Source organism: Sulfurospirillum sp. hDNRA2, from assembly GCF_024206095.2.
Classification (GTDB): Bacteria; Campylobacterota; Campylobacteria; order Campylobacterales; family Sulfurospirillaceae; genus Sulfurospirillum.
In genome coordinates this window covers 2178877-2205586 of the sequence record NZ_CP159800.1, presented here as the reverse complement: position 1 = coordinate 2205586, position 26710 = coordinate 2178877, and the positions used below count along the sequence as shown (strand labels likewise).

The 26710-nt window shown below is 43.0% G+C and carries 29 protein-coding genes; 17 read left to right on the top strand and 12 right to left on the bottom strand.

Annotation, left to right across the window (positions count from 1 at the left end; all coding sequences use genetic code 11):
* The first annotated feature begins 6 nt into the window (after positions 1 to 6).
* Genes pgk through NL930_RS10830 form a run of 5 tightly spaced genes read left to right on the top strand, consistent with a single transcriptional unit; the run spans position 7 to position 3882 of the window.
* On the top strand, positions 7 to 1206 hold the full coding sequence (gene pgk / locus NL930_RS10850; RefSeq protein WP_060826576.1) for a phosphoglycerate kinase: 1200 nt from the start codon (positions 7 to 9) through the stop codon (positions 1204 to 1206).
* Between the two features lie 2 nt (positions 1207 to 1208).
* Entirely contained in the window at positions 1209 to 1922 is a 714-nt protein-coding gene (locus NL930_RS10845; RefSeq protein ID WP_254376684.1) for a triose-phosphate isomerase, read from the top strand.
* Positions 1923 to 1936: 14 nt separating this feature from the next.
* Positions 1937 to 2758, top strand: coding sequence for an enoyl-ACP reductase FabI (fabI, locus tag NL930_RS10840; protein WP_254376683.1), 822 nt, complete (start codon positions 1937 to 1939; stop codon positions 2756 to 2758).
* A gap of 12 nt (positions 2759 to 2770) precedes the next feature.
* On the top strand, positions 2771 to 3736 hold the full coding sequence (locus NL930_RS10835; protein WP_039672211.1) for an ABC transporter permease: 966 nt from the start codon (positions 2771 to 2773) through the stop codon (positions 3734 to 3736).
* Positions 3733 to 3882: a hypothetical protein gene (locus tag NL930_RS10830; protein WP_173636964.1), complete on the top strand. Its 150-nt coding sequence runs from the start codon at positions 3733 to 3735 to the stop codon at positions 3880 to 3882. The genes NL930_RS10835 and NL930_RS10830 overlap by 4 nt, the downstream gene beginning before the upstream one ends.
* Positions 3883 to 3924: 42 nt before the next feature.
* Here NL930_RS10830 and nusA read toward each other — a convergent pair whose 3' ends face one another.
* Entirely contained in the window at positions 3925 to 5055 is a 1131-nt protein-coding gene (gene nusA, locus NL930_RS10825) for a transcription termination factor NusA (protein WP_039672212.1), read from the bottom strand.
* 262 nt (positions 5056 to 5317) lie between these two features.
* On the opposite strand from nusA, the gene NL930_RS10820 reads away from it, so the two are divergent.
* From NL930_RS10820 to NL930_RS10795, 6 genes are all read left to right on the top strand, one after another.
* A complete protein-coding gene (locus NL930_RS10820) occupies positions 5318 to 5560 on the top strand; it encodes an HP0268 family nuclease (protein WP_039672213.1) in 243 nt (80 codons plus the stop codon).
* A 9-nt stretch (positions 5561 to 5569) separates the two neighbouring features.
* Positions 5570 to 6886 (top strand): tRNA (N6-isopentenyl adenosine(37)-C2)-methylthiotransferase MiaB, encoded by a 1317-nt coding sequence (miaB, locus tag NL930_RS10815; protein WP_256497248.1) that lies wholly within the window; start codon positions 5570 to 5572, stop codon positions 6884 to 6886.
* Positions 6867 to 7508, top strand: coding sequence for a lysophospholipid acyltransferase family protein (locus NL930_RS10810; RefSeq protein WP_254376682.1), 642 nt, complete (start codon positions 6867 to 6869; stop codon positions 7506 to 7508). The genes miaB and NL930_RS10810 overlap by 20 nt, the downstream gene beginning before the upstream one ends.
* 117 nt (positions 7509 to 7625) lie before the next feature.
* On the top strand, positions 7626 to 8687 hold the full coding sequence (locus tag NL930_RS10805) for a hypothetical protein (protein ID WP_254376681.1): 1062 nt from the start codon (positions 7626 to 7628) through the stop codon (positions 8685 to 8687).
* Complete coding sequence (locus NL930_RS10800) at positions 8684 to 9205, top strand: hypothetical protein (RefSeq protein WP_039672216.1); 522 nt, start codon at positions 8684 to 8686, stop codon at positions 9203 to 9205. The genes NL930_RS10805 and NL930_RS10800 overlap by 4 nt, the downstream gene beginning before the upstream one ends.
* Positions 9198 to 9755: a hypothetical protein gene (locus NL930_RS10795; RefSeq protein ID WP_039672217.1), complete on the top strand. Its 558-nt coding sequence runs from the start codon at positions 9198 to 9200 to the stop codon at positions 9753 to 9755. Before NL930_RS10800 ends, NL930_RS10795 begins: the two co-directional genes overlap by 8 nt.
* Here the strand turns inward: NL930_RS10795 and tilS are convergent.
* Genes tilS through panC form a run of 3 tightly spaced genes read right to left on the bottom strand, consistent with a single transcriptional unit; the run spans position 9721 to position 12825 of the window.
* Positions 9721 to 10710: a tRNA lysidine(34) synthetase TilS gene (gene tilS / locus NL930_RS10790; protein ID WP_254376680.1), complete on the bottom strand. Its 990-nt coding sequence runs from the start codon at positions 10708 to 10710 to the stop codon at positions 9721 to 9723. The genes NL930_RS10795 and tilS overlap by 35 nt on opposite strands.
* A complete protein-coding gene (rimO, locus tag NL930_RS10785; RefSeq protein WP_254376679.1) occupies positions 10685 to 11995 on the bottom strand; it encodes a 30S ribosomal protein S12 methylthiotransferase RimO in 1311 nt (436 codons plus the stop codon). The genes tilS and rimO overlap by 26 nt, the downstream gene beginning before the upstream one ends.
* 8 nt (positions 11996 to 12003) lie before the next feature.
* A complete protein-coding gene (gene panC, locus NL930_RS10780; RefSeq protein WP_254376678.1) occupies positions 12004 to 12825 on the bottom strand; it encodes a pantoate--beta-alanine ligase in 822 nt (273 codons plus the stop codon).
* Positions 12826 to 12939: 114 nt separating this feature from the next.
* Between panC and prfB the strand changes: the two genes are divergently transcribed.
* From prfB to NL930_RS10760, 4 genes are all read left to right on the top strand, one after another.
* On the top strand, positions 12940 to 14037 hold the full coding sequence (gene prfB / locus NL930_RS10775; RefSeq protein WP_039672221.1) for a peptide chain release factor 2: 1098 nt from the start codon (positions 12940 to 12942) through the stop codon (positions 14035 to 14037).
* 241 nt (positions 14038 to 14278) lie between these two features.
* Positions 14279 to 14605, top strand: a complete 327-nt coding sequence (locus NL930_RS10770; RefSeq protein WP_039672222.1) for a hypothetical protein — start codon at positions 14279 to 14281, stop codon at positions 14603 to 14605.
* Positions 14606 to 14618: 13 nt separating this feature from the next.
* On the top strand, positions 14619 to 16010 hold the full coding sequence (locus NL930_RS10765) for a DUF945 family protein (protein WP_254376677.1): 1392 nt from the start codon (positions 14619 to 14621) through the stop codon (positions 16008 to 16010).
* A 4-nt stretch (positions 16011 to 16014) separates the two neighbouring features.
* Positions 16015 to 16764: an EI24 domain-containing protein gene (locus tag NL930_RS10760; RefSeq protein WP_039672224.1), complete on the top strand. Its 750-nt coding sequence runs from the start codon at positions 16015 to 16017 to the stop codon at positions 16762 to 16764.
* Here NL930_RS10760 and NL930_RS10755 read toward each other — a convergent pair.
* Genes NL930_RS10755 through rho form a run of 3 tightly spaced genes read right to left on the bottom strand, consistent with a single transcriptional unit; the run spans position 16761 to position 20325 of the window.
* Positions 16761 to 17258: an asparaginase domain-containing protein gene (locus tag NL930_RS10755; protein ID WP_254376676.1), complete on the bottom strand. Its 498-nt coding sequence runs from the start codon at positions 17256 to 17258 to the stop codon at positions 16761 to 16763. The genes NL930_RS10760 and NL930_RS10755 overlap by 4 nt on opposite strands.
* Before the next feature lie 2 nt (positions 17259 to 17260).
* A complete protein-coding gene (locus NL930_RS10750; protein WP_254376675.1) occupies positions 17261 to 18931 on the bottom strand; it encodes a DNA polymerase III subunit gamma/tau in 1671 nt (556 codons plus the stop codon).
* Between the two features lie 20 nt (positions 18932 to 18951).
* Entirely contained in the window at positions 18952 to 20325 is a 1374-nt protein-coding gene (gene rho, locus NL930_RS10745; protein ID WP_039672227.1) for a transcription termination factor Rho, read from the bottom strand.
* Positions 20326 to 20552: 227 nt separating this feature from the next.
* Between rho and NL930_RS10740 the strand changes: the two genes are divergently transcribed.
* Both NL930_RS10740 and hcp read left to right on the top strand, forming a co-directional pair.
* Positions 20553 to 21239 carry a di-trans,poly-cis-decaprenylcistransferase gene (locus NL930_RS10740; protein ID WP_039672228.1) on the top strand — a complete coding sequence of 229 codons (687 nt, stop codon included), beginning with the start codon at positions 20553 to 20555 and terminating at the stop codon, positions 21237 to 21239.
* 86 nt (positions 21240 to 21325) lie between these two features.
* A complete protein-coding gene (gene hcp / locus NL930_RS10735) occupies positions 21326 to 22657 on the top strand; it encodes a hydroxylamine reductase (RefSeq protein ID WP_254376674.1) in 1332 nt (443 codons plus the stop codon).
* A gap of 109 nt (positions 22658 to 22766) precedes the next feature.
* On the opposite strand, the gene NL930_RS10730 is transcribed toward hcp, so the two are convergent.
* The 5 genes from NL930_RS10730 to NL930_RS10710 form a co-directional block, all read right to left on the bottom strand.
* Positions 22767 to 23768 carry an RES family NAD+ phosphorylase gene (locus tag NL930_RS10730; protein ID WP_254376673.1) on the bottom strand — a complete coding sequence of 334 codons (1002 nt, stop codon included), beginning with the start codon at positions 23766 to 23768 and terminating at the stop codon, positions 22767 to 22769.
* A complete protein-coding gene (locus tag NL930_RS10725; RefSeq protein ID WP_254376672.1) occupies positions 23761 to 24696 on the bottom strand; it encodes a sce7725 family protein in 936 nt (311 codons plus the stop codon). The genes NL930_RS10730 and NL930_RS10725 overlap by 8 nt, the downstream gene beginning before the upstream one ends.
* A 4-nt stretch (positions 24697 to 24700) precedes the next feature.
* Positions 24701 to 25582 (bottom strand): sce7726 family protein, encoded by an 882-nt coding sequence (locus tag NL930_RS10720; RefSeq protein WP_254376671.1) that lies wholly within the window; start codon positions 25580 to 25582, stop codon positions 24701 to 24703.
* Between the two features lie 99 nt (positions 25583 to 25681).
* Positions 25682 to 26434 carry an NERD domain-containing protein gene (locus tag NL930_RS10715; protein ID WP_254376670.1) on the bottom strand — a complete coding sequence of 251 codons (753 nt, stop codon included), beginning with the start codon at positions 26432 to 26434 and terminating at the stop codon, positions 25682 to 25684.
* Positions 26435 to 26484: 50 nt separating this feature from the next.
* Positions 26485 to 26691 carry an RNA-binding S4 domain-containing protein gene (locus NL930_RS10710; RefSeq protein WP_254376669.1) on the bottom strand — a complete coding sequence of 69 codons (207 nt, stop codon included), beginning with the start codon at positions 26689 to 26691 and terminating at the stop codon, positions 26485 to 26487.
* Positions 26692 to 26710: the final 19 nt, after the last annotated feature.

The window sequence follows — 26710 nt, the reverse complement described above, 5'->3', positions numbered from 1 at the left end:
AAACATATGATTCGTTCCATTAGAGATCTCGATATTGCAGGTAAAAAAGTTTTTATTCGATGTGATTTCAATGTGCCTTTAGACGAGTTTGCCAATATTACCGACGATCGCAGGGTTCGTTCGGCAATTCCGACGATTCGTTATTGTTTGGATCACGGATGTTCGATTATTCTCGCGAGTCATTTAGGCAGACCTAAAGGCGCCGTGGACGAAAAATATTCGCTTGCCCCCGTTCAGATGAGGCTTAAACGTCTGTTGTCCAAAGAAGTGGTTTTGAGTTCGGACGTGATCGGAAAAGATGCGACGGAAAAAGCGGCGGCGTTGCAAGCGGGAGAAATCTTACTGTTAGAAAACCTCCGTTTTTGCAAAGGCGAAACGGCAAACGACGAAGAGTTTGCCAAAGCGCTTGCCGATATGGCGGAAGTTTATATTAACGATGCCTTCGGCGTATGCCACCGTGCGCATGCTTCGGTTGAGGCGATTACGCATTATTTCAATGAAAAATCTTCGGCGGCGGGATTTTTGCTTCAAAAAGAGATCGAATTTTCACGCAATTTATTACGCCGTCCGACCCGTCCGTTTGTTGCCGTCGTGGGCGGTAGCAAAGTCAGCGGCAAACTTCAGGCCTTGGTCAACTTATTGCCTCGCGTCGATAAACTCGTTATCGGCGGCGGTATGGCGTTTACGTTCTTAAAAGCGCAAGGGCTTGATATCGGGAATTCGATCGTAGAGGACGAATTGATCGATGAAGCCAATCGCGTCATGGAAGAAGCCAAGCGTTTGGGCGTCAAAATTTACCTTCCGGTCGACGTCGTTGCCGCGCAAACATGCTCACAAGACGCAACGATTAAATTTGTAACGGTTCAAGAAATTCCCAAAGGCTGGATGGGGCTTGACATAGGACCTGCGACGTCGCGCCTTTTTAGAGAAGCACTTGCGGATGCTCAGACGATTTTATGGAACGGTCCGATGGGTGTTTTCGAGCTTGAAAAATTTTCCAAAGGAAGTTTCAAAATGTCGCACGACATTGCTCAAGCACATGCAACGACCGTCGTAGGCGGCGGCGATACGGCCGACGTGGTGGCGCGTGCGGGAGATGCCGACGAAATGACGTTCATCTCCACGGGCGGCGGTGCAAGCTTGGAATTGATCGAGGGAAAAGAGCTTCCCGGCGTTAAAGTTTTAAGCCAAAGCGAAAGCGAATAACGATGATTATCGCGTCCAACTTTAAAACCAATTATACAAGAGCCGGCACTAAGGCATTTGTTCAAGCGATTCAAGCTTATATCGCACAGGCAAAAAGCCGACAGCAAGTACGTATTTTTGCGCCTTTTACGGCATTGGATCGTTTTGGCGAACATGACAATCTTAAAGTAGGAGCGCAAAACTTTTATCCGGTGCAAAGCGGATCGTATACCGGGGAAATCGGCTTTCAACAGTTAGAAGAGTTCCAGATCGAAAGCGTATTGATCGGACACAGCGAACGTCGGCATCTTTTAAAGGAGTCTCAAGCTTTTATCGCACAAAAATATGATTTTGCCAAAGCAAGAGAAGTCGAAATCGTCTATTGTATCGGTGAGCCCGCCGAAATTCGCGTTCAAGGTATCGATGCAGTAATGAGTTACCTTTGGGAGCAATTTGAAGGTATCGACGTGCATTACGATCGTTTGGTCATCGCTTATGAGCCGGTTTGGGCGATCGGTACGGGTCTAAGTGCTAGCTTAGACGATATCGACGACGTTTTGAGTCGTTTGCGCGCAAAGCTTTCAAAACCTCTTTTATACGGAGGAAGCGTTAAAGTGGACAATATCGAATCTATCTTACATGTCAAAGCATGCGAAGGTGTTTTGGTCGGAACGGCAAGCTGGAATGAAAATGCTTTTTGCGAAATGATTCGCATTGCAGATCACGTGAACAAATAAGAGGAGTCAAGCATATGGTTATGAAGGGTAAAAAAGGTCTTATCGTAGGAATCGCCAATAACAAGTCCATCGCGTACGGGATTGCGAAAGCATGTTGTGAACAAGGTGCGGAATTAGCGTTTACGTACTTAAACGAATCGTTGGAAAAACGCGTACGTCCTATCGCCGAAGAGTTCGGAAGCGATAAAGTGTACGAGCTCGACATTAACAATCCGACACATTTGGAAGCCCTTAGCGTTTCGTTGGAAAAAGATTTCGGAAAGATCGATTTTGTCGTTCACTCCGTTGCGTATGCTCCTAAAGAAGCACTGAGCGGTCATTTTATCGATACGACTAAAGAAGCATTTGACATTGCACTTGGAACATCCGCATATTCGTTGGTTTCGCTTTCTCGGGCATGTTTACCCGTCTTGAACGACAACGGCTCTATTTTAACGCTCTCGTACTTAGGCGGACCGCGCTACGTACCGCATTACAACGTGATGGGTGTTGCCAAAGCGGCACTTGAAGCGAGCGTACGCTATCTTGCGGTGGATTTAGGAAGTCGTGGTATTCGCGTTAACGCTATTAGCGCCGGACCGATTAAAACGTTGGCGGCAAGCGGAATCGGCGATTTTAGAATGATTCTTCGTTGGAACGAAACCAATGCGCCTCTTCGTAAAAACGTGACGACCGATGAAGTCGGCAACAGCGGTATGTATCTTCTCAGCGATCTTTCCAGCGGCGTTACGGGCGAGATTCATTACGTGGATGCGGGCTACAATATCATGGGTATGGGTCGGGATGAAACCGATGAAGAAGGACATACCGTGCTTGCGTGGGATTTGCAAAAGTAAGGATTGCCTCGGATGAAAACGGTACTGCAAAAAATTTCTTACGTGGTACTAATGCTAGGTCTTATCTCTTTAATCTCTTTTGGAGCTATTCATTTAGCTCCCAACTCCTTTTTTGCGAGCGGCGAGCTCAATCCTAACATTACGCAAGAATCTTTAGAGCAACTCAAACGGGTTTACGGACTCGATCAATCCCTTTTCATGCAATTTTTTTCGTGGCTGAAAGCCATCGTGCATTTAGACTTTGGTATCTCGTTTGCAAGCGGAAAGCCGGTACGCGACGAGATTTTAGATCGGCTTGCGATTACGTTAGTTCTCAACGGTGTCAGTTTAGTTCTGGTGTTGGTCATTTCGCTTTATTTGGGCATCAAAGCGGCGATGAAACAAGGTTTTTACGACAAAAGCGTGAAACAGTTTGCCTTGATCAGTTATGCCATGCCCTCGTTTTATTTAGCACTTTTAACGATCATCGTGTTTGCGGTACGTTATAAACTTTTTCCGATTTCGGGACTGCATTCGCAAGGTCTTCCTCAAGAAGGCTGGATCGCGTATGCCGATGTTGCTTGGCATGTCGTTTTGCCTATTTTCGTGATGGTTTTTGGAGGCGTGGGAAGTTTGATTTTGTACGTTCGCAGTTTGAGTTTGGCGGTTTTAAAAAGCGACTACGTCTTTTTTGCCAAAAGCAGAGGCATTGAAGGCAAAGTGCTTTTAAGGCATTTTATTCTGCCCAATCTTGCTCCTCCGATCGTGACGATTTTAGGTTTGTCGCTACCGGGACTGATCGGAGGGAGTGTGATCTTAGAATCGATTTTTGCCATCAACGGTATGGGCTTGCTTTTTTACCAAAGTGCTTTAAGTCGTGATTATCCCGTAATTATGGGTATACTCATTATCGCTTCGTTCTTGACGCTTTTGGGCAATATGATTGCCGATTTGATCTTAGTGAAACTCAATCCACATTTTAAAAGGAGAAACATATGAAATATTTATTCCCCCTTTTTTGTATTGCGCTTTTGAGCGGTTGCGCTACTTGGGGCGGCATTAAAAAAGATGCGAAAGACGGCTATGAATGGACGAAAGAAAAGGTAAACGACGGAGCGACCTACGTCAAAGAGAAAACGGAATAACGTCTTACATGTAAAGCGAAAAAGCTTTACATGTAACGAAAATTAAAGTCCGCCGAAGAGTTTTTTCAAAGCGTCCGGATTACGTTCGGCTTGTTCAGGTGCACTTTCGCCTGATGGAAGCGCAGATGCTCCCGTGCTTGAAGATTCGTGCAGTTCGACTTCGACGCCGCACAGCATAGACGTTAGACGGATATTGATGCCGTTTTTACCGATTGCTTTTGATTTTTGATCGCTGGGAAGCGTGACGATCGCTTTGCCGTTTTGCAGTTTAACGTTGGAAATAATCGCCGGTGCCAACGTACGGGCGATGAAAATTTCCGGAACGTTTGAAAATTCGATACAGTCGATATTTTCATTATGCAACTCTTTACTCACCGCATTGATACGCACCCCTTTTGTTCCAACCGTCGCACCGACGGCATCGATGTTCGGATGCAACGAAAGTAAAGCAATCTTTGCGCGCTCTCCGGGGATTCTCGCACTACCCACGATTTTGATCATACCGTCTTTAATTTCGGGGACTTCGAGCTCTAAAAGCGATTCTAAAAATTTAGGACTGGTACGGGAAAGTTCGACGTACATGCCTTGCGATTTGTCGATAAGCACTTTGCGAATAACGCTTTTGACGACGTTGCCGACTTTAAATTTTTCGCCTTTGATACGGTTTTTTCGAGGAAGTACCGCACGAATTTCGTCGATTTCGATGTAGGTGTTTTCATCGTTATCGACGCGTACGACGGTACCGAAAACGGTTTTCCCGACCAGTTTTTGGTATTTTTCGAAAATATTGTTTTCCAAAAGGCGCTGAATATGGTATTCGAGCTCTTTTTGAAGGGTTGCCGCGGCTGTTCGACCTAAATTGTCTAAAGGTAATTCATAGGTCAGCTCATCGCCGATTTCGATTTCGGGATCGACCTCTTTGGCGTCTTTAATTGCGATAAAATTTTCATTGCCTTCTTGCAAACGTTCGTCTTCGGGTGTGACGACGAGCACTTTTTGATACAATTTAAGGGTTTTGGTCGCAGGATCGATTTCGGCGTCGTACTCGTATTGCGAGCCGTAAATTTTCTTGGCGGTTTTAACGAGTGCCACCGTAACGGTGTTTTTCACTTCATTAATATCCAACCCTTTTTCATGAGCAATGGATTCTATAATATCAACAATTCTTTCCATAAGTATCCTTAAAAAATTAACGTATTTTACGCTTTCGATAGGTATCGCAATGATGAAAACTCAAAATTAAATCATGGAAATTTAAACGATAGCGAGCTGAGGAAAAATGATTATAGCCAAACTCTTCTTTTATTTTTCTTTATAAGAGTAAAGTAGTATGCTTTTAATGAGGAATTTATCGTAAATAAAGTATACTTCGCGATATATCTTTGTGCATAGTGAACACATACGATAATTTTTGCGATAGAAAAGAGGTTGGCAAATGGAAATTAAATTGGCAAGAAACGAAATCAACGGAAAACCCAAAACGATTACCTTAGAAAAAGTAGCCGAAATTATTGAAAAAGAGGGACAAAAAATTTTTTATTTCGACAAGGAAAACTCTCATAAAGATCTTGTCGCGCTTGTCGAGCATTTTGAGGCAAAAGGGTTGAGCGTTTATTTACGCGATATTCGTTACGGTTTAGGCGAAGGCGATTACATGTACGAAGTTCATATTTTATAAGGTCGTGTTTTGGGTATAAAAGAAGAGAAAAAGCTTTTTATTGAGACTCTAGGGTGTGCGATGAACGTTCGGGATTCCGAACATATCATCGCAGAACTCGGAAGTCTTGAAAATTATGTTCTAACGCAAAATATACAAGAAGCGGATTTAATCGTGATTAACACCTGTAGCGTGCGCGAAAAACCCGTCAGTAAACTTTTTTCAGAAATCGGAAAATACAATCTTCAAAAAAAAGCGGGTGCTAAAATCGGCGTATGCGGATGCACCGCAAGCCACTTAGGTAAAGAAATCTTTAAACGTGCCCCTTACGTCAGTTTTGTGATCGGTGCGCGTAACGTCTCTAAGATTTCAACTGCGGTTAATAACGAAAAATTTTTAAGCGTCGATACCGATTACGATGAAAGTGCTTACGCGTTTGGAGAGTATCGTAACAGTCTTTATAAGGCGTATGTCAATATCTCTATCGGCTGCGATAAAAAATGCACCTACTGCATCGTCCCGCATACCAGAGGCGAAGAGATATCTATTCCCGCCGACCTCATTTTGAACGAAGCACGCAAAGCGGCTAAAAACGGAGCAAAAGAGATTTTCTTATTGGGGCAAAACGTCAACAATTACGGAAAGCGTTTTAGCGGCAACGTACGTTTAGATATGGACTTTTCGGATCTTTTAAATCGCATTGCCGAAATTCCCGAAGTTGAGCGCATTCGCTTTACGTCTCCGCATCCTTTGCATATGGACGATAAATTTTTAGAGACGTTTGCTTCAAATCCCAAAGTCTGCAAGTCGATGCATATGCCCCTACAAAGCGGTTCAACACGCATTTTGGAGCGGATGAAACGCGGTTATAGTAAAGAGTGGTTTTTAAATCGGGCATTGAAATTGCGCGAAATGATTCCCGATGTTTCGATTAGCACCGATATTATCGTGGCATTTCCGGGTGAGAGCAACGAAGATTTCGAAGAGACGCTCGACGTGATGCGACAGGTCAAATTTGAGCAGGTATTTGCGTTTAAGTATTCCGCACGTCCTTTAACCAAAGCGGCGGAATTTACCGATCAAATCGATTCTGAAATTGGCTCGGCGCGTTTGGAACGACTGCAACTTTTACAAGACGACATTTTAGACGAGATCGCTTTATCGCACCTTGATAAGATCTATCCAGTGTATATCGACGAACTTCGCAATAGCGGTTATCTCGCCGGACGAAGCGACAACAACGCACTGGTTCAGATCAAAGGTGATGAAAGTTTGCTCGGTCGTACCGTCAATATTAAAATCACCAATCCTAAACGGCTTTCGCTCTATGGCGAATTGGTTCTCTAAAAAAAATCGGCGCGCATTGCTTGTGCGGGTCGCGCCGCCCGTCGTTTATCTGTTAACGAAAATTCTTTTTGCGACATGTAAAAAAGTGCTACACGAAGAGATTAACGGTGCCGATACGCCGAGTATTTACGCGGCATGGCACGGTGATATTTTAGCGCTGATTTTCGGTTACATGTATTATGCAAAACAGATTAAAGTAGATGCGATTATTAGCCGTCATAGTGACGGTGAAATGATTGCGAGGGTGGTGGAGCTTGCCGGTGCGCAGACGATTCGCGGTAGTTCGTCCAAAGGCGGTAGCACCGTTTTACGAGCGGCTTTGCGGAGCTTGAAAAACGGACGCGACGTGGCTATCACGCCTGATGGGCCAAGAGGGCCTCGTTATTCCGTTGCGGACGGCGTAGTTATTTTAGCACAGATGCGCCGTGCTCCGATTATCGCGGTTAATTGTCGTCCGAGCTCTTTTTGGACGATGAACAGTTGGGACGCGTTTTGTATTCCCAAACCTTTTAGTACGCTTCATTTTTATTACAGTAATCCTTTTTACGTGGATGGACTTTCGCTTGAAGAGGCAAAAGCTTTGATTCAACGCGAACTCCTTGTGCATGCGGCAAATGTTTAACGGTACTCAATCGGTACGTCTTTTGCTTGCACTTTTAGAAAGCTTAAGCAAGATTAGTCTAATATATAAGCTAAAATTAACCTCCGTGAGCAAGCATGTGAATAAAAGAGACGACGTATGAGCATTAAAACGGTTCTACAAAAAAAATTTGAAAATCTTTTTGTCTCTATTGTGGTGAACGATGCCGAATACGTTTTGCGTTGCAAGGTTCTCAAAAAAGGAGCGGTTCTCAAAACGTTTACGAAGACGTTTCCCCTCACACTTCCGCTCGAAGCGTTGGATCAAGCGCTTGAAAGTTATTTGATGCATTTACAAGACGAATACCGCTTCGTTTACATCGCTTATTTATTGGATGCATTGGGGCAAGGCGCGGTCGAGGGTGTCGATAAAAAAAGCCTGCAAAGACACAATATCGATACGGAGATTACTTATTGTCTGCCGGTTCGTAATCAATGGACGGCGTATGCTGCTTCGATGGAAATTAAAAGCGTCAAAAATCTTTTTTCGGAAGTAGGAGTCGATTTTATAGTCTCTCCTTTTATCGTTTTAAGCGATTTTGTCAGCAGTCAAAAACCGAAAAACAAACCTACATGTTATCTTTTAAACGGGCATAATTTTTTTATTATGGCGGTGTTTAACGAAACGCGTCTTCATTTCGGCGCTTTCTTTAAAACGCAAAACGAATCCTCTTTTACACGTAGCAACGACCTCAACGATTGGGAGAACGAGCAAAAAGAAGAAGAAATCGTCGGTGCGGGAGAACTTCCTGAGTTGGCGCATGGCGAGACCGAACAAGAAGAGCTGGATGAACTCGGAGAGCTAAGCGATTTGGATACGATCGACGATTTACGTTCGGGCGATACCTTCTCCGACGTAGACGATAAAACGCTCGGTTTTTTCAAGGGTATTAACGAAATCAAAGAAGAAGACGTAAGTTTAGAACTTTACGGTCGGGATTTAACGATTTACAAATACTTAAAATCGTCGCTGGAAGAGTATTACCACAATCCTCTCTATCCGAGCGAATTTATCGAAGAGATCATCATTTTCGACGGTTACGAAGTGAGTTCGGACTTGATCCATCAAATCGAAGACGAACTTATGATGGACGTAGAGCTTCACAAAGTCGATATCGGCGAAAAAGTTTGTGATTTGGCGATTCGCGAGGTGTTTCAATGAAATACAGCTTTATAACGCCAAGACCAAAACCCTTTTTATCGCTTTTTAGCAAAATGTGGGTGATTTTCATTCTTTCGATGTCGGGTTTTATGCTGCTTTTCGACGGCTATCTTGCGTATGAGATCCGCTCGTTTAAAACCGGTATGGTCGATTTAACGAACGAGCGTGAAACACTTGAAAAACGCATCGACGAAGACGATGAGATTATCGGGTTGATCTTGCGTCAAAAAGCGCTTGCGGAAGAGATTTTTTCCAACAACACGCTTTTAAAAGAGAGCATGAAAAATTTGTTTGATTTGGTTCCCGATCAAATTACGCTGAAAAAAGTCGAAATGGAGCGCAATTCGTTGATCTTATACGGGGTAACGCCGACGCAAGACACGTTCAATTTTCTTTTGGCGGCACCTTTGAAATCGATTTTTCATACCAGCAATACGAATTTTTATTTGACGAAAGAGGGATGGTATAACTTCGTCAGCGTTAATAAAATCATCGCAGAGGAGAGCATCGGTGACTAGTTTTGATCGCAGTCTTGAAAAAATAGATTTGATGAAACTCTTGCTTTTCTTGATGGTGTTTCTCGTGATTACGTTCGGGTTTATTTTTATTTTGATTATTCCAAACGTCAAAGAGTACCGCGTATTGCAAGCCGAATACAAGCGGGTTTTAGTGCATAAAACGCGCGTCGAAAACCTTTTTTTGGAGCGTGAAGCCGAACTTTCGAAGCTTAAAGCCGAGAACGTTCATGCGATTCAGGCGTTTAAACATACCTTCGCACCCGCCGAATTTATACGTTATGCCGGAAAGTTTTTTACCAACGTCTCATTGGTCGAAGTTTCAAAATCCGATTATAAAAAAGAGTTTGTCGAGTATGAGCTCAACGTGACTTCGACGCTCAAAACTCCGACGAATTTTTACAATTTCCTCGAAGGACTCAACCGCTATAACAATATCGTACAAGCCGATTTTCCGATTCATTTAGAATCTAACGCGCAAACGATCTCCTCAACGTTCAAAATCAAAGTTTACGACCTCAATGCAACGACGAAGGATTCAGCTCGGAAGTAAACAGGTACGCACGAATCTTAAGAGGAATACGTGCCTTGCGGCAGATTTCTTTAAAGGATTTGGGCATGTCGGTTTTAAGAAAAGGCGCGACGTAAATTGTAGACTCGTCAAACACTACCGCAAATCTTCCGCCGACAACGCAGTCTTTGGTACGTAACACTTCATCGCGCTCGGCTTTAGAGAGGACTTTCCCTAAACATTTCAACGCTTTGTCGACACGGCGAATATTGATCAAATCATCGGCGTTTCTATCGTAGATAAAAAGATCGCCGAGCCGCTTGGAACCTTCGGGTAAAAGGCGTTTAGCATCTGCTTCGAGGTAAGCAAAGCTTTGAGCGATCCCTGCTTCGTTTAAGCCAAGAAAAGGCGTCGCAAACGTATGGCGGATACGGTTGCGTAACACGGAGGTATCGTCGTTACTTGCGTCGTGAAAATACTCCACGCCTTGTTCGTCTAAAAAGTGTTCCAATGCCGCTTTAGTAAGATGCAGAAGCGGACGAACCAACATGTAAGTCTTTCGTTTCTCGTAGGTATGCATACCGAGCATCTCGACCAAACCCGCACCTTTGGAGAGTTGCATCAAAAACCACTCCAAACGATCGCCCAAATGGTGCGCCGTCACCAACGTGTCGTATCCGTAGTAGCGCATCAAGGTTTCACAACAGCCGTAACGCTCATAACGAGCCCGATGCTCAAAATTAGACGAAGAAAGCTTACATGTAAAGACAAAATAGCGTTTACGGAAACGTGTCGCAAGCGTTTTGGCATAGCGCTCTTCGTCGTCGCTTTGCGCTCGGGTTTGATAATTGACTAAGACGATATCGAAAGGGATGTTCGCTTGTTCGAGTAAAAAGAAGAGGGCGGTCGAATCGCCGCCTCCCGAAAAGGCTAAAAGATTTTTGCGGTTACGAAGAAAAGTCAGGGTTTCTTCATGCAAGAGCGGTGATGGCGGCAATGAGCTTATCTCCGGCAAGTTCGTTGATGCGCGCTTGGTAGCACGCTCCGATACGAACGTTTTCAACGTCCGAGTCGTTGACGAGAATTTCGCCGTCGATGCTCGGCGCCCAAAGCAGTTCGCGCGCTCCCATAAAAAGCTCATGTTCGCTGCTCTCTCCTTCGATCAGGATCGTTACGCTTTTACCGATTTCGTTTTTGAGGCTTTGCATGGTCTGCGCGGCAACGAGTTTATCGAGCTTTTTAATGCGTGCATTGATCGTTTTAGTATCGATTTTGCCTTCCATCGCATGCGCGGAAGTATCTTCTTCGTCCGAATACGCAAAGATATTGACGCGATCAAAGCGAAATGTTTTCATAAAGGAAAGCAGTTCTTCAAATTCCGCATCGCTCTCTTGCGGATGTCCGACGATAAAGCTGGTGCGAATAAAACTGTTCGGTGCTTGGCGCATCAAGGTTAATTGTTCGATAATGCGCTCTTTTCCGGCACCTCGTTTCATGCGTTTGAGCATCGTATCGCTGATGTGTTGAATCGGCATATCAAAATAGTTGTGAAACAAAGGCGAAGCGATAATACGTTCAATCAGTGCATTGGACGTCGTTGTCGGATAGAGGTATAAAATGCGCGCGCTCTTGACGCCTTCGATGGCTTCAATCGTTTCAATGAGGCGCATCAAACCCTCTTTTTCACCGCGATCTCTTAAAAAGGAGCTACTGTCTTGGGAGATAAAACTAAAATCGAAAAAGCCTTTGGCAACAAGGAAGCGTACCTCTTTTTCGATCGATTCGAGCGTGCGCGAAAAGAGTTTTCCTTTAAAATTCGGAATCGCGCAAAAACTACAGGTTTGGTTACAGCCCTCGGAAAGTTTGACGTAAGCATGGGCATTGGAACCCGTAATGACGCGTTCTTCTTCGTTTAAAAGATAGGTTGAGGAAGAAAAGCGATTTTGACGAAGCGCGATAATCTCGTCGATTTTGTCGTAATCGCCGACACCCGTAAAGAGATCGACTTCTTTGAGCTCATGGGTCAGCTCTTCTTTGTAACGCTCGCTCAAACATCCTGCCATTACGAGTAAAGAATTTTTTTTACGCGCTTCGTGAAGTGAAAAAATCGTATTGAGGCTCTCTTGTTTCGCAGGACCGATAAATCCGCACGTGTTGACAATGAGTACGTCGGCTTTCGCGGGATCGTCGCAAAGCTCGTACTGTTTGAGTTTGCCGAGCATGACTTCGCTGTCGACGAGGTTTTTGTTGCATCCGAGTGAGACGAGATGGAGTTTTTTCACAGGTGTCCTTAAATCCATAAATTGTCGATCAAACGCGTCGTGCCGACTTTGGCGCAGACTAAAATAATCGAATGACCGATATGTAATGTAGGTATTGTATCAAAATCGCGGTTTAAAATAACCGCATATTCGACATGTAAAGGCTTTAAGGCTTGAAGCATCGCCGCTTGAATCACGGAAATATCGCGTTCTCCCTTCATAACCAAATAGGTTGCGCATTTGAGCGACTCGCACAGTTTTAAAGCTTCACGGCGTTCTTCGGGATTTAAATAGGCGTTACGGCTCGAAAGCGCCAATCCGTCGTCTTCGCGGATAATTTCGCACGGAACGATCGTAATGTCCAAAAAGAGGCATGTGATCATATTTTGAATGAGATAGAGTTGTTGAGCATCTTTTTTCCCGAAATACGCCCGCGTCGGCTTGGTCAGGTTGAACAATTTTAAAACGACGCGCAAAACGCCGTCAAAGTGTCCCGGACGCGCCAATCCTTCCAAAATGTAGGCTTTGGAGCTAGGGGCGTGAATCGTCGGTTCGATCGTCGCGTACATCTCTTCTGGTCGTGGCATAAAAAGCACGTCGACACCCGCCAATTCGCAAATTTTAATATCGGCTTCGGGTTTTCTAGGGTATTTGTCGAGATCTTCTCCGGGTAAAAATTGCGTCGGATTGACGAAAATCGAAACGATCGTACGGTCGTTTTGCGCCGTGGATTGTTGAAGGAGAGAGAGATGTCCGTTGTGCAGCGCTCCCATCGTCGGAACCAGTCCTACCGAACCTTGAAGTTCGGCACGCGCGGCAATGAGCTCGCTTAAGGTATGTACTATTTTCATTTTAGGCACTTTTGAGTAAAATAATAGACTTCTTTAACGATCCAAGACGTCGATGGGGCGTTAGAGGTTTGAGAAGTCTCTTTGAAAGAGCGTATTATAGCAAAAGGAAAGTATTTGGATAATTACGAGTATACGGAACTGCTCAAAAAATTGACCACAAAAGTCGATAATATCGCGCAGATCATTAAACCAAACGAAATTCAAACACGCCTCGACGAAATAGAAGCGATTGAACACGATCCCGAATTTTGGAACGATGCGAAAAAAGCGGGCGAAATTCAAAAAGAAAAACGCGCGTTAAACTCCTTGCTGGATCGTTATATAAAAGCCAAAACCGTCGTAGACGATGCGGGCGATTTGTACGAAATGGCGAACGCGGAAAATGACGAGGCGACGATCGAAGAGCTTTTTAAAGATGCGGAGCATTTGGAAACGCACATTACCGATCTTGAAATCGCCATGATGTTAAGCGGCGAGAACGACGGTAACGACGCCATTATCTCGATTCATCCGGGTGCGGGTGGAACGGAAAGCCAAGACTGGGCGAGTATTTTGTACCGTATGTACTTGCGCTGGGCGGAGCGATGCGGCTTTAAAGTCGAAGTCTTAGACTACCAAGAGGGCGAAGAAGCGGGCATTAAGGACGTGAGTTTTATTATCCGCGGAGAAAACGCTTACGGCTACCTCAAAGTCGAAAACGGCATTCATCGTTTGGTGCGTATTAGCCCTTTTGACGCGAACGCCAAACGTCACACGTCGTTTAGCTCGGTGATGGTTTCTCCCGAAGTGGACGACGATATCGACATCGTCATCGACGAAAAAGATTTGAAAGTCGATACCTATCGCTCCGGCGGTGCGGGAGGTCAACATGTCAATAAAACCGACAGTGCGATTCGTATTACCCACCTTCCCACCGGTATCGTCGTACAGTGTCAAAATGATCGTTCACAGCATAAAAACCGCGCATCGGCGATGAAAATGCTTAAATCGCGTTTATACGAGTTGGAACTTGAAAAACAACAAGCCGAAAAAGACGGTATCGAAAAGAGCGAAATCGGTTGGGGACATCAGATTCGCAGTTACGTTTTAGCGCCTTACCAACAAGTTAAAGACAATCGAAGCAATATCGCCTATTCGCAAGTCAACAACATTCTCGACGGCGATATTTCCAAAGTAATCGAAGACGTGCTAATCGCACAAAAACGCCAATGACGTGTTGCGCAATCAATTTTGCAAGAAGTAAAAGCACCGAAGGTGCGTGGGCACTCTGCCAAAGAGAACTCAGCGTTAGCGTAGCTTTTAGAGCTTAGCTCTAAAGGCGTGATAAAGATAAAAAAGCACCAAAAGTGCGCTGGGCATTGCGTCTGGCAAAACCCAGTGTTAACGTAGTCTTTGGAGCTTTGCTTCAAAGGCGTGATAAAGATAAAAACAACCCAATTTATAAGGAGAAACGATGCATAAACAGGCTATTTTAACGCAACTTGGATACGGGTTAACCCCAAGTACCGAAGCGCAATTGGATCGCGTGATCGCTCATACCGTAGGATTCGAAAACGTTGAAAAACACCTCATTGCTCTGCATGACGCACTCAAGGCATACCACGGTTTTGTAGCGCTTTCCAGCAACAAAGATTATTTTAAAATTAAAAACGAAGCACCCAGTAGCGAAATGATCGAAGAAGTCAACGATATGATCTTGAAATGGTCGGCCAAGTACAAAATTACGGTGGAAAAAGTTCCTAACAAAAATACCTATTACGTGATAGGTTATAAATCCTAAATAAAGGCACTTTATGTCGAGTACAAAATACCTTATCGGTGGAGGCGTTGTCATCGCGGCACTCGCGCTAACGCCTCTTTACATCTCTTCGCGCGTGGACGCAAAGCTCGATGAGACAAAACGCTTTCTCGAAGGACACGGTTTTAAACAGGAGATGCTCTCAAAAAACGGTTACGTAAACGGTACGCGTACGTTCACTCTTGAAATCGACGATGCCGCTAAAGTGCGTGATTTTATACTCGACACGTTGGTTGCGAAAAATCCGCAATACGCTATTTTGGCGCAAGGTTTGACGCAAGAAGACGATGCGGATATTCGCGAGGTACTGGACGGTTTGAGTTTTAAAGGCGAAGTCGTTTGTTCGCATCTTTTGCCAAGCGACGTAACCGTCTCTTTAGCCTTAGCGAAATTGCCTCGCTCGGCTCAAGAGTCTTTGTCTCAAAATCCGGACGTTGCCAAAGTGCTCAATCCGATCGTCGATAAAGGCGCGTTGGCGTTTACGATGATTTTTGGAAGCGACGAACGTCTCAAATCGTTTGCGATGAAAGACATCAAAGAAGAGTTGGCGATGAAAGAGGGAACGGTGCAAATCGACACCTCCGGCAATGCGCTGACGCTTCATGAGCGCGCCGGCGTCATGCAAGGGGTTTTGGGTATTCAAAAACAACTATTCGGCGTGAATGCATCCGATTTGACGCTGCAAAGTCGTTTAGAAAATCTTCGCTATACGTTTGATTATAAAGACGATCTTAACAACAAAGGCGACTTCTCGTTTGGCAGTTACCTGCTTTCGATCAAAGAGCCTTACAGCACTCTTAACATGTCGCTTGGCGGGATGAAAATTATGAGCAGTGCGGAAGAAAGCAACAAGCAATGGAACGCCAAAGCCGAATACGCTTTAAACGGGCTTAACGCTGCTTCCAACGCAGAGTCGGTTTCGCTGGAAACGCTCAATGCGACGCTTGCCTTAAAAGGCGTCGATGCCGCAACGATTAAAAAGCTTCAAAACGATTACAATCGGCTGATGCTAGCACCCCAAGGTGGCGGTGAGCAGGCTTTAGTCGGCGACGTGAGCGAATTGATCCGTCACGGACTCAAATTGGACTTTAACGTCGGACTTAAAAATATGCGCGGCGTTCTTGCCCTTAAAGACGTGACGCTCACTTCGACGTTGCAAATTTCTCAAAACGACTTTGACGCCAATAGCAACCCTCTCTCCGCCGTGACGCTTTTGGACGTGAGTGCTAAGTTTAAGTTGCATAAAGACGATCGCACGACGTTGGAAGCTCTGAACCTAACCGCGCCTTCGGATTTTGCGCTAGGTAAAGCCGAGGGTGATTTTTTCGTGTACGACATTGCCTTTAAAAAAGGCGTTTTAAGCGTTAACGATCAGGCGATCCAATAAAACGATGCAACCGCAACGTTCGCTCTTAAACAGTTTTACTTTGGCTCTTGGAGATACGCTTTCTCCAAGGGTTCTTCTTGTGTCGCTTCTGTCGTTTGTCTTAACCCTTCTTTTTTTCATCGCGATGATTTGGCTGAGTTTCGGCGGTATCGGCGCGTTAAGCGTTTGGCTCGGCGAGTGGCTTCAAGGCTTTGAGGGCAATTTCGAACAAACGTGGCTTTTTAGCCTTATTTCGCTTTTTGTTATCACGAAAACCGTTGTCGGCATTCTTTTTTTTATCACATCGATGTTGGTGGTGTACTATCTGTTTTTGATGGTTTATTCTATCATCGTCGGATTGTTCGCGGGATACTTTATCCAAGAGATCGGGAAGACCTACTACCCGAACGTTCACATGAGAGCCATGGCGTTATTTTCGTATTTGGGATTTGTCGCCAAAACGCTTTTGATTACGGGAGTCTTGTTAATCCTTTTGTTGCCTCTGGCGTTGATCCCCGTTTTTAATTTTATCCTGCTCGTTCCCGTTTTTTACATGTTTCATAAACTTTTGGTTCTTGACGTATCGTCGTTACTGAATTCAAAAGAGGAGTATTTACGCTTGAAAGGTCGTTATGCCGCTTCGATGCGCGGAATCTCTTTGGTGTGCTTCGCTTTAACGTTGATTCCGGTATTTGGCGTGTTAATTTATCCTTACTACGTGATCGTGATGAGCCATTTTCTATTTCAAAAAACCCAAGAGATCAGAGCCCTTTAACGAACGGGCTCGAAAATACCTTTTTGTCGATTTTTATAAAGCAGGTTATAGGGTGCGACGCAACCGTGCATACCGATGTAAATTCCCGCCTGATTATTGCGCATAATATCGCCTAAAACCATCGCAAAATTAGCGGTTGCTTCAACGGTCTCGATGTGAAAAGGAACCATTGCTCCGGTTAAAGTGACGATTTTATCTTTGACATGTAAGGCAAGAAAAGCCGCGCTGACGTCCATCGTGTCGGTACCGTGAAGGATAATGACTTTACGATGGGAAGAGGCTTGAACGGTTTGAAGCAGTAAAGCTCGATCCTCATCGTTCATCTCGAGGCTGTCTTTATGAATGATGTTGACGAGTTCGTAAGCGGTATTGTAGCAGTAGCGTAAAATCGCTTCGGGTGCGACACCGTCTTTGGGAACTTCGAGCTCGCCTTTGAGCGGATTGTAGCGTTTGTTAAACGTTCCGCCCGTGTTGATGATAAGTATTTTTTCCATGGTTAAACTTTTTGACGAATTTGAATTTTTTGCGCCACAAAAAGATCGGTCGCTTTTTGTACGAACGGCGTATTTAAAATTTCCGTAGCATCCAACTCTTTTTGCATGCTCATCATCGCTCCCGTTGCACAACTTTCGCTTTGCGGCGCACCTTCAAACGTCGTATTTTCGATCATCGAATAGTTGCTGTCGTCTTCTAAAGGCAAATCCTCGAGCATCGTCAAGGATTCCGTCAAAGGTGCGGGTGCGGCAATTTGCGTTGCGGGAGCATCGGTTTTAACGATTTTGATTTGGCTTTCAAAACCGAAAACGTCTTGGACGAAATGTCGGATAATTGCCGAGTTGTGTTTTAAAATTTTTGCGGATTCGTCTTTAGCGCTGGAATTGAGCGTTAAGACGTGATCTTGAAAACGCTCGAAACGAATATATTGTTGAAAACATTCGCCGAGTTCGACGTTGCGATCGAGTAGTTTTTCGCATAAACGCGCATACAGTTGCGCATCGGTAACGCCGTGATCTTGAACGCTGGTAGGCTCTGTCTCTTTTTGAGTCTCTTTAAGAGGTACGTCTTCATGCTGCTCCGATGACTCCGTCGTAGCGGCGGGCAAACGAAACTTCTCTTTTTCCAACGAGTCGATCATCTCTTCGATGGTTTTAATGTTGGTAGCCTCGACCATTTTAAACAACACCAACGAAAGCACGAAGCCGTTGTCGGCGTTGATATAAAGAAGGCTTTTAGCTTCGCTAAGAATTTTGAAAAAACGTTCGTACAAAAGGGTCGAAAAGCGTCGATCTTGTTCGAAAAAAGCGTTTTTCAAATAGGCGATCAATTCGTCGAGAACCACTTCGCACTCATAGCTCTCCAACTCTTTAATCATTGCCAAGAGTTCGAGTTTGTTACGGTTTAAAATCGCCGTAAACAGGATGTCGAGTTGTTTGGGATCTAAAAGTCCGAGCATCGAAGCCACGTTTTCGGGCGTAATGTAGCCTTTTGAAAAGATAATCGCTTGATCGAGTAGGGTCAACGTGTCGCGCAGCGAACCGTTTCCGGCACGTGAAATCATCTCGAGAGCCTCTTTTTCGTACTCAATGTTTTCAAGGTTGAGAATATGGCAGAGGTGGTTGACGACGTCGCTTTGTTTGATTTGCTTAAAGCGAAAGTGTTGCACGCGCGATAAGATCGTTGCGGGGAGTTTTAAAGGATCGGTCGTCGCCAAAATAAATTTGACGTAACTTGGGGGTTCTTCCAAGGTTTTTAAGAGTGCGTTAAACGCTTGCGTGGTTAACATGTGAACTTCATCGATGATGAAAATCTTGAAACGTGCGCTTGAGGGTTTGTACTTGGTGCTTTCGATGAGCTCGCGTATGTCGTCGATGCCGCGGTTAGAAGCCGCGTCCATTTCAATAATATCGATGTGACGGTTTTCGTTCGCGCTGAGGCAGTGTTCGCAGGTTTCACACGGCGTCGAAGTCGGGCCGTTTTCGCACACCAAGGCTTTGGCAAAAATGCGCGCGGTCGAGGTTTTACCGCTTCCGCGAAGTCCCGAGAAAAGGTAGGCGTGTGAAAGCCTATCTTGATTGAGGGCTAAAGAGAGCGTCTGTGCGATCGCTTCTTGGCCGATCAACTTGTCAAACGAAGAGGGGCGATATTTGAGGGCAAGTACTTGTGACACGACGCTACCTTTGTAAAAAATTATTCATTCATAATCGATAAAAGCTCTTCGTTGTCTTTGGTTTTGAGCATCTTGGCGTAAAGGAATTTGAGGGCTTCCACGTCGTCCATTTGGTTGATCGCACTGCGAAGCGCCCATACTTTTTGAAGCGTGTCGGGGCTTAAAAGAAGCTCTTCTTTACGCGTTCCCGATTTCATAATGTTAATCGCCGGATAGATACGACGATCGGAAATATTGCGATCTAAAACGATCTCGCTGTTACCCGTACCTTTGAACTCTTCAAAGATAACTTCGTCCATGCGGCTTCCCGTTTCGATCAGCGCGGTGGAGATAATGGTCAAACTACCGCCGTCTTCGATATTACGAGCTGCACCGAAAAAGCGTTTGGGTTTGTGAAGGGCATTGGCGTCAACGCCGCCGCTCAAAACTTTACCGCTGGAAGGCGTGACGGTGTTGTACGCGCGAGCAAGTCTGGTGATCGAGTCCAGCAAGATGATAACGTCTTTACCCATCTCGACGCGGCGTTTGGCTTTTTCGATGACGAGGTTGGCGACGCGTACGTGATTGGAGGCGGGCATATCGAACGTTGAGCTATAGACTTCGCCTTGAACGCAACGTTGCATATCGGTGACCTCTTCGGGACGCTCGTCGACGAGTAAAACGATGAGTTCGGATTCGGGATGATTGCGTGCGATACCGTGTGCGAGCTCTTTCATCAGTTCGGTTTTACCGCTTCTAGGAGGTGCGACGATGAGTCCGCGCTGACCTTTACCGATCGGCGTAAAAAGATCGAGTACGCGTCCGGTAATTTTCATCGGATCATATTCGAGTTTGATTTTTTCGGTGGGGTAAAGCGGTGTGAGGTTTTCAAAAAGAGGACGTTTTTTGCTCTCCGTCATCGGGAGATAGTTGATCGCTTCGATTTTTAAAAGCGCGTAGTAACGCTCTTGATCTTTGGGCGGTCTGACTTGTCCGGTAACGATGTCGCCCGTTCGGAGGGCAAATTTTTTAACTTGCGTACTGCTGACGTAAGCGTCGTTTGCGCTATCGGAAAAGTTGGCGTCCATCGCACGCAAAAAGCCGTATCCCTCGCCTGCGATCTCTAAGATACCCGTAAAAAGAATAAATCCGCCTTGGTTGACTTGAGATTTTAAAATCTCAAACATCAAATCTTGGCGTTTGAGTTCATTGGGATTTTCGATGCCCAGTTCGGTAGCAATTTCAAGAAGTTTTTCTAAAGGCGTGGTTCGTAAGCTTTCGATTTTATAGCCGTCAACGGGAACGTGGGTGCGTGATTTGTTATAGTACGTCGGTTTTGCTTGTCCGTTGGTTGGCGCCTGATTTGCGCAAGGTTGGGGTTGCGTCGTCGCTTGGGAGGGAGTCGTTCCGCTCATTGTGCCTTCTTTGTTGTTAGTTTGATCGTTCATGAAGCTAGAGTCTCTGGTAGGGTAGATGCCCAAAAATAGAGTTGCTTGAGTCGATTTTTATGAGACTACTTTGTGAGAAATCTAAAAAGTAGCGATGGCGTAATTTTAGTCAAAGTGGCAAGATTTGTCAAGGTGGGCTAAAGAGAAAAAAGATAGAATGGCGCTTATCATTTTGGGTAAAAAGAAGTAAAAAAATGAATGATTTAGTGCATTTAGCGATTATCATGGACGGTAACGGAAGATGGGCAAAGCGTCAGGGAAAAGAGCGTTCGTTTGGCCATAAAGAAGGGGCTAAAAAGGTTCGCGAAATTACCAAATATGCCGCAAAAATGGGCATCAAATACCTTACCCTCTACGCGTTTAGCACCGAAAACTGGAATCGCCCCAAAGCGGAAGTCGGCATTTTGATGAAGCTACTCTCCAAGTATTTGCACAGTGAAATTCCTACGCTTTTAGAACACAATATCCGCTTCGACGTCATCGGCGATATGAGCCGATTTTCTGCGACGTTACAAAAAGAGATTGCCTACGCTAAAGAAAAAACCGCGCATTGTACGGGCTTGACGCAAGTTTTGGCGATCAATTACGGTGCGCAAGACGAGATCGTTCGTGCCGTTTCCAAACTCTTACATGTAAGAAGCGACGTGAGCAAAGAGAGCCTTGAAGCATGCTTGGATACGGCAGGTATGCCACCTGTGGATCTGCTCATTCGCACGGGCGGCGATTGCAGGCTTTCAAATTTTTTACTGTGGCAAGCGGCGTACGCGGAACTTTTTTTCAGTAAAACGCTCTGGCCGGACTTTTCGGTCGGAGAGCTCGAAACCGTCGTTTCGGAATACCAACATACCGAAAGGCGTTTCGGCGGCGTCATCGAACAATAATCCTCAAAAGTCTTGATTGAGATCAATCAATGACTTCCCTCTCTCCTCTTGATAAGATGCTGGAAATTTTTGAAAGAGGATAAAAAATGTCTTTAAACATGTTATGTGATCAATGCTCTATGAGTGCGATAGGCGGCTGTGGTTCTAAAGGTCAAGATGTAGGAACGTGTGGCAAAGATGCCAACTTGGCTAAACTTCAAGATATCATGATTTATGGTCTTAAAGGTCTTAGTGCGTACCGAACACACGCGAATGAATTTGGTGCTGACACCAAAGAAGTCGATGACGTCATCGCTCAAACCCTTTACTTTACGCTCACAAACGTCAACTTCAACTTTGACGACCATATCGCTCAACTGATGAAAATCGGCTCTGCGGGTGTTAAAATGATGGACATCTTAAGTGAAGCACACACCTCTCACCTTGGTATTCCAACACCTGTTCGCATCTCTCAAAACAAGGCTGAGGGCAAAGCGATCTTGGTCAGCGGTCACAACCTTGACATGCTTTTAGAGCTTCTCAAACAAACCGAAGGCAAAGGCATCAACATCTATACCCACTCTGAGATGATCCCAGCGCACGGTTACCCAGAACTCAGAAAATACGCACACCTCAAAGGTAACATCGGTAAATCATGGTTTGACCAAACCAAACTCTTCGAGCAATGGGGCGGAACCATCATCGTAAACACCAACTGTATCGTTCCTCCAAAATCAAACTCAACCTATGTCGATAGACTTTATACGTACGACATCGTAGGCATCAAAGAGGGCAAAAAAATCCACAATAACGACTTTAGCGAAGTCATCGCTCAAACACTAGCCCTTCCTGATGTTACAGGTTTTGACAGTGACGAAACGCTTGTAACAGGTCACCACTATAAAACCATCTTAGGACTTGCGCCTCAAATTCTTGAAGCAGTTCAAGCAGGCAAAATCAGCCAGTTCTTCGTCATCGCTGGGTGTGATGCCCCAGGAACGGGTGGGGAATACTACAGAAAAATGGCAGAGAGCTTGCCAAATGACTGCGTCATCTTGACATCAAGCTGTGGTAAATTTAGATTTAACGACATCGACTTTGGAACGGTGGCAGACACGGGCATTCCTCGCTACCTAGATCTTGGTCAATGCAACGACAGTAACGGCGCTGTTCACATCGCTCTAGCCCTTGCTGGCGCTCTTGGCGTTACGGTACACGATCTTCCTGTTTCTATCGTTCTTAGCTGGATGGAGCAAAAAGCAGTTCTTATTCTTCTAGGACTCTTTAGCCTTGGCATCAAAAATATCTACTTAGGCCCTAAACCACCACAATTCGTGAACGACGACATCTTCGCTTTCTTGCAAGAGAACTTCAACTTGCATTTGACCGATGACGCGGCAAGTGACACTGAGAAATTGTTGATTAAAAAACCTGCGTAAGGTTTACATGTAAAGATGGGGAAGCCTTGAAAAGGGCTTCCGTTATACCATTTAATTATAAGTTAGAATGCAAAATTTGAGTTTATCTTGGATATATTTTTCTTTTGTATTAAATTTTTGAAGAATCAAATGACAATTTTTTTACTTCATATAATTCGACATTTCTAAATTCAACATTAGTATCACTGAATAGAGCTATGTTGTCACCATTTCCAACAGAACTTTTATAAATAATCCCATCAAAATTTGCATCTTTAATTAATTCTGCGAGATATTGACTTGGCAAATATTCTAAATGAGCGTCTCGTGGTAATATCGGTTTTGATAGTTCTTCTCCTAGCTGTTGGAGTAATTCTATATATTTAAATAATTCTTCAACATTATAATCAGTGCGTATAAAAGGGGATAAACTATTTTTTGGATTTCGCAAATCAACTAATTTTAAATTAGATGGTATTTTTAGTTTTACAACACTAACAAAATCTGATTTATGAGGTCTGATTTCAGCTATTGCTGTTGAAATATCACTTGCTACATACAAATACGAAATGCCTACAGGATTTGCTCTTCCTCCTGTTGCTATTTTCAAGGGAGGTTTGCCCATTTTATTTTTTTTTATTTTGACTTTGTCTTCACAAATTCTAGCCCTAAATAGTACGGTCGGGTATTTGTCTGTATATAATTCTTGTATCCATCCTTGAAGCTCGTTTATATTTACTTGTGATTTTTGAAAAAATCTATTGTTGTGCTTAATTTCATACCTGAACTCATTCCAAAGATTTGCTACAAATTTATCATCTATTCCAAAGTATTCATAGAATTTTCCATTGGTATAATCTAGTATTTGAGGTATTAAGTGCTCTGCAATATTTAAGCTTGAAAATATACTCCAATCTTTTTGAATTAGTTTATATAGTGGTAAAGCAGTAGGATTATCTGATTCTTTGTAAAGATGTAATAAAACTTCAAATGTGTCAGTAAAATTTTCAGGTTCAACAAGCTGAACATTACGGCTACCGCAAAATGAACAATTCCCATAATCTGAAGATTCTTTTTCAATATACGCTGTAATTAACTTATCATTGAAGCAATTGGAACAACACTTAGCCATTAAGTGACCTTAAAAAACGTGCAACGATTTCAAGGTGATTTTGCATAGAAAGTTTTTTTGCATATCCAAGACCTCTAAAAAGTTGCTTTTTATGCAACTCCACGTATTCTTCACTTGCTTTGGTATTAAAAAATTTATTTTTATTTTCATCTGCTACCAAATAATTGAGAGCTTCTAAAAATTTACCGCCAGCATCTTTATTGTCATCTTGTCTATCAGATACGTAATGATTAATAAACATATTTTGTTCTTTATCCAAATATGTCATATGAATTGCCACCGACCACGCAGGTCCACCGCTCTCAGAATAATCATTTCCAACAGTTAAAAAATCGCCAAAACCATCAACATTTTCTTCTTCATATGTGATATGTAAATCAGAAAAATGCTCATTTTTGGGGTAATGTGCATTTTTTAGTTGCTTTTTGAATCCATCTCTTATTAAAATTCTTTCTCCTAATCCTTTGAAATGTTTCTGATATAGCTTGTTAGGTTCTTGGGAGACAAAAATGTTGTATTTTATATTTGAGAAGTTACTACATAAGGCAGCTAAGTCTTTGCCGTTACTAAATCCATGATGAAGTATTGCAAGCGGAAACTCGTCGTACATGTTTAATAATCGTTCAAATTCAGATAAGGAACTATCTTCTTTGACTATCAATCCAACAGCAATTGATTCTTTATCTAAGGTTTGTATAAAATCAAAAAGAGGTGTACTGTTTCTTGTAAAATCTCCATTAGTAGGGTTGGCAATTAAAATGTAATTTGCATTAGCTTCATTCAATGATACTAATGCTCTTTCAAGAGGGTTTAAATTTAATTTTACAGGTTCAATAATAGGTATAATCTTATTATCAGTTAATAATTGTGCTTGTTCTTTAATCAACACTAACTCGTATTGTTTTCCTCTAAAATAAGGATAGTACATATATTTACCCCTTGTGAATCAAATGTTCAATGTCTTTTTCCAAAATTTCTAAAAATTTTATTCTTTCTCGTGATGATAAAATATTGTTAATTGCCCTAGCTTTAAGTGATTTTGGTACTTTCATAATAAAATCTTTTAAAGCTTGTTTATTGCCTCTTTGTTTAAGATGAAAAATCACCTCATTATATGCCTTACTTTTATCTATATTACAAAACAATTCTTTACATGTAAGATATATTTTTGTATTTGGAACATTTGGAAGATAACCATAGAAATCTTTAATAATTTTTGTATATTCAGATTGGCGGAGAGAATCAAAAATTATTCCTAAATCCAACGATTCAAATTGTGATTGAGCATCAAAAAGCGTTGAAATTTGACCATTTTGGTTATACCGCATAATCCCAATACCTTGATTTTTCAGGTAATCAAGTTTATCAACATGCTTGTCAGCAGTAATAATATATATTTTCTCAAATACTTTTTTATAATCGTCTAATTGTTTATCTAATCGTTTAAAATTATCATAGGCTGTTTTTATTTCATAAACGGTCAACGTACCATTTACAACTACACAATCAACTTTTGATTTATTTGCTCTAAATTCATTAAGCATAAAAGACGTATTTAAATTATGTTTTCCTAACAAAATTTTATTTGTAATTGCATTTTTATATACATACTCATTTGGATAGTTTTTTGCTAATAATTCATAGCTATAATCGAAGAATGATTTTAAATTTTTTGATTTTACACTATCGAGTAAATCTGTATCTCGTAAAATTCTATACAATTTTTCCGAATAATCAAATTTGAGTAATTCTTTAATGATGGTCGGTGAAAATATATTCGATAAAATATTTAATTGGTTTTTTGATATTTCCACAATAAACTTTCCCTTGGTTACTTTTTAATTTAAATATTATACTGGATAATAGCAAAAACTAAAAAGGCAAATGGTACGATTTTAATTTTTACCGATTCATTAGCCATATATCTTAACAACATTCCGACACTTCGGATACCCACTACACCCGTAAAATGCTTCTCCCGTTTGTCTATTGTGTCTTAAAACCATCTTTTTGCCGCAACGTGAGCATGTTTTTGTTAATGATGTGTGAGCTGGTTTTGCGTTGTGTCGTTCTTGTATGTTAGCAACATGTTCTCTATCGGTTGCAAAGCTTTGTTTGAGGCGCTTTTGGTTTAGGGTTTCTATCGTCATGTCAAATTGATAGGCAGAGAGTTTTTCTTCTTTGAAAGATTCGATGTAAGACGTGTATTTTGCATTGACAAAAACATTATTTGGCATAGCGGTTTTAAATTTGCAATCACCGATGAAAACAACGATGGGGATAAGGCTTTCTGAGGGCAATGCCAATATCTCCTCTAAGGCTTTGCTATGTCGATAGTTTTGGCGTAAAGGGTTTTGAAAGCGATGCTTTTCTTTGAAGATTTGCTGTGTCCACATGCTTTGGTGTTCATCGCCAAAAATCCATCCTTTCATATTTTTTGTCTCAATCACAAAAACACCATAGCGAGAGACAATGACATGGTCTATTTGCGTGGTTGATCCGTCATTGAGTTGTAACGTGATGTTTTTAATATTGACATATTCGTCTTTGTTGAGATGCAAAGAAGTCGCAACATTGACCGTAAATTCGCCAACTTTGCCTTTCATCCACGGCGTTTTGAATAAAACACCTAGCACAAAAACCGAACCAATTAGCCAAAAAATCATTTTATTTTCCTTTACATGTAAAAAATAAAATTACGCTATTGTATCTTTTTTCAATCCTCAACCTCTATCACTTCACCACCCATTTCAATTCTCTCACCTGAAATTATCTTTGCGCGTTTCCTTGTCTCGACTTCACCGTTTCGTTTCACTGCTCTCTCTTCGATGAGCATCTTCGCGTGTGCGCCACTCTCTGCTACGCCCATGACTTTGAGCAGTTTAAACAACTCGATGTATTCTTCGTCCAGTTCAAATTTCATTTTATTCCTTTATTTGTGC

Coding starts and splice junctions, on each gene's coding strand:
- rho (WP_039672227.1), bottom strand. CDS start 20,325: ATGAGCGGAACGACTCCCTCCCAAGCGACGACGCAACCCCAACCTTGC.
- NL930_RS10820 (WP_039672213.1), top strand. CDS start 5,318: ATGGAAATTAAATTGGCAAGAAACGAAATCAACGGAAAACCCAAAACG.
- NL930_RS10740 (WP_039672228.1), top strand. CDS start 20,553: ATGAATGATTTAGTGCATTTAGCGATTATCATGGACGGTAACGGAAGA.
- NL930_RS10835 (WP_039672211.1), top strand. CDS start 2,771: ATGAAAACGGTACTGCAAAAAATTTCTTACGTGGTACTAATGCTAGGT.
- NL930_RS10770 (WP_039672222.1), top strand. CDS start 14,279: ATGCATAAACAGGCTATTTTAACGCAACTTGGATACGGGTTAACCCCA.
- NL930_RS10760 (WP_039672224.1), top strand. CDS start 16,015: ATGCAACCGCAACGTTCGCTCTTAAACAGTTTTACTTTGGCTCTTGGA.
- nusA (WP_039672212.1), bottom strand. CDS start 5,055: ATGGAAAGAATTGTTGATATTATAGAATCCATTGCTCATGAAAAAGGG.
- pgk (WP_060826576.1), top strand. CDS start 7: ATGATTCGTTCCATTAGAGATCTCGATATTGCAGGTAAAAAAGTTTTT.
- NL930_RS10805 (WP_254376681.1), top strand. CDS start 7,626: ATGAGCATTAAAACGGTTCTACAAAAAAAATTTGAAAATCTTTTTGTC.
- NL930_RS10765 (WP_254376677.1), top strand. CDS start 14,619: ATGTCGAGTACAAAATACCTTATCGGTGGAGGCGTTGTCATCGCGGCA.
- NL930_RS10810 (WP_254376682.1), top strand. CDS start 6,867: ATGGCGAATTGGTTCTCTAAAAAAAATCGGCGCGCATTGCTTGTGCGG.
- NL930_RS10730 (WP_254376673.1), bottom strand. CDS start 23,768: ATGGCTAAGTGTTGTTCCAATTGCTTCAATGATAAGTTAATTACAGCG.
- NL930_RS10845 (WP_254376684.1), top strand. CDS start 1,209: ATGATTATCGCGTCCAACTTTAAAACCAATTATACAAGAGCCGGCACT.
- NL930_RS10725 (WP_254376672.1), bottom strand. CDS start 24,696: ATGTACTATCCTTATTTTAGAGGAAAACAATACGAGTTAGTGTTGATT.
- NL930_RS10755 (WP_254376676.1), bottom strand. CDS start 17,258: ATGGAAAAAATACTTATCATCAACACGGGCGGAACGTTTAACAAACGC.
- hcp (WP_254376674.1), top strand. CDS start 21,326: ATGTCTTTAAACATGTTATGTGATCAATGCTCTATGAGTGCGATAGGC.
- NL930_RS10830 (WP_173636964.1), top strand. CDS start 3,733: ATGAAATATTTATTCCCCCTTTTTTGTATTGCGCTTTTGAGCGGTTGC.
- NL930_RS10715 (WP_254376670.1), bottom strand. CDS start 26,434: ATGATTTTTTGGCTAATTGGTTCGGTTTTTGTGCTAGGTGTTTTATTC.
- NL930_RS10800 (WP_039672216.1), top strand. CDS start 8,684: ATGAAATACAGCTTTATAACGCCAAGACCAAAACCCTTTTTATCGCTT.
- NL930_RS10710 (WP_254376669.1), bottom strand. CDS start 26,691: ATGAAATTTGAACTGGACGAAGAATACATCGAGTTGTTTAAACTGCTC.
- panC (WP_254376678.1), bottom strand. CDS start 12,825: ATGAAAATAGTACATACCTTAAGCGAGCTCATTGCCGCGCGTGCCGAA.
- fabI (WP_254376683.1), top strand. CDS start 1,937: ATGGTTATGAAGGGTAAAAAAGGTCTTATCGTAGGAATCGCCAATAAC.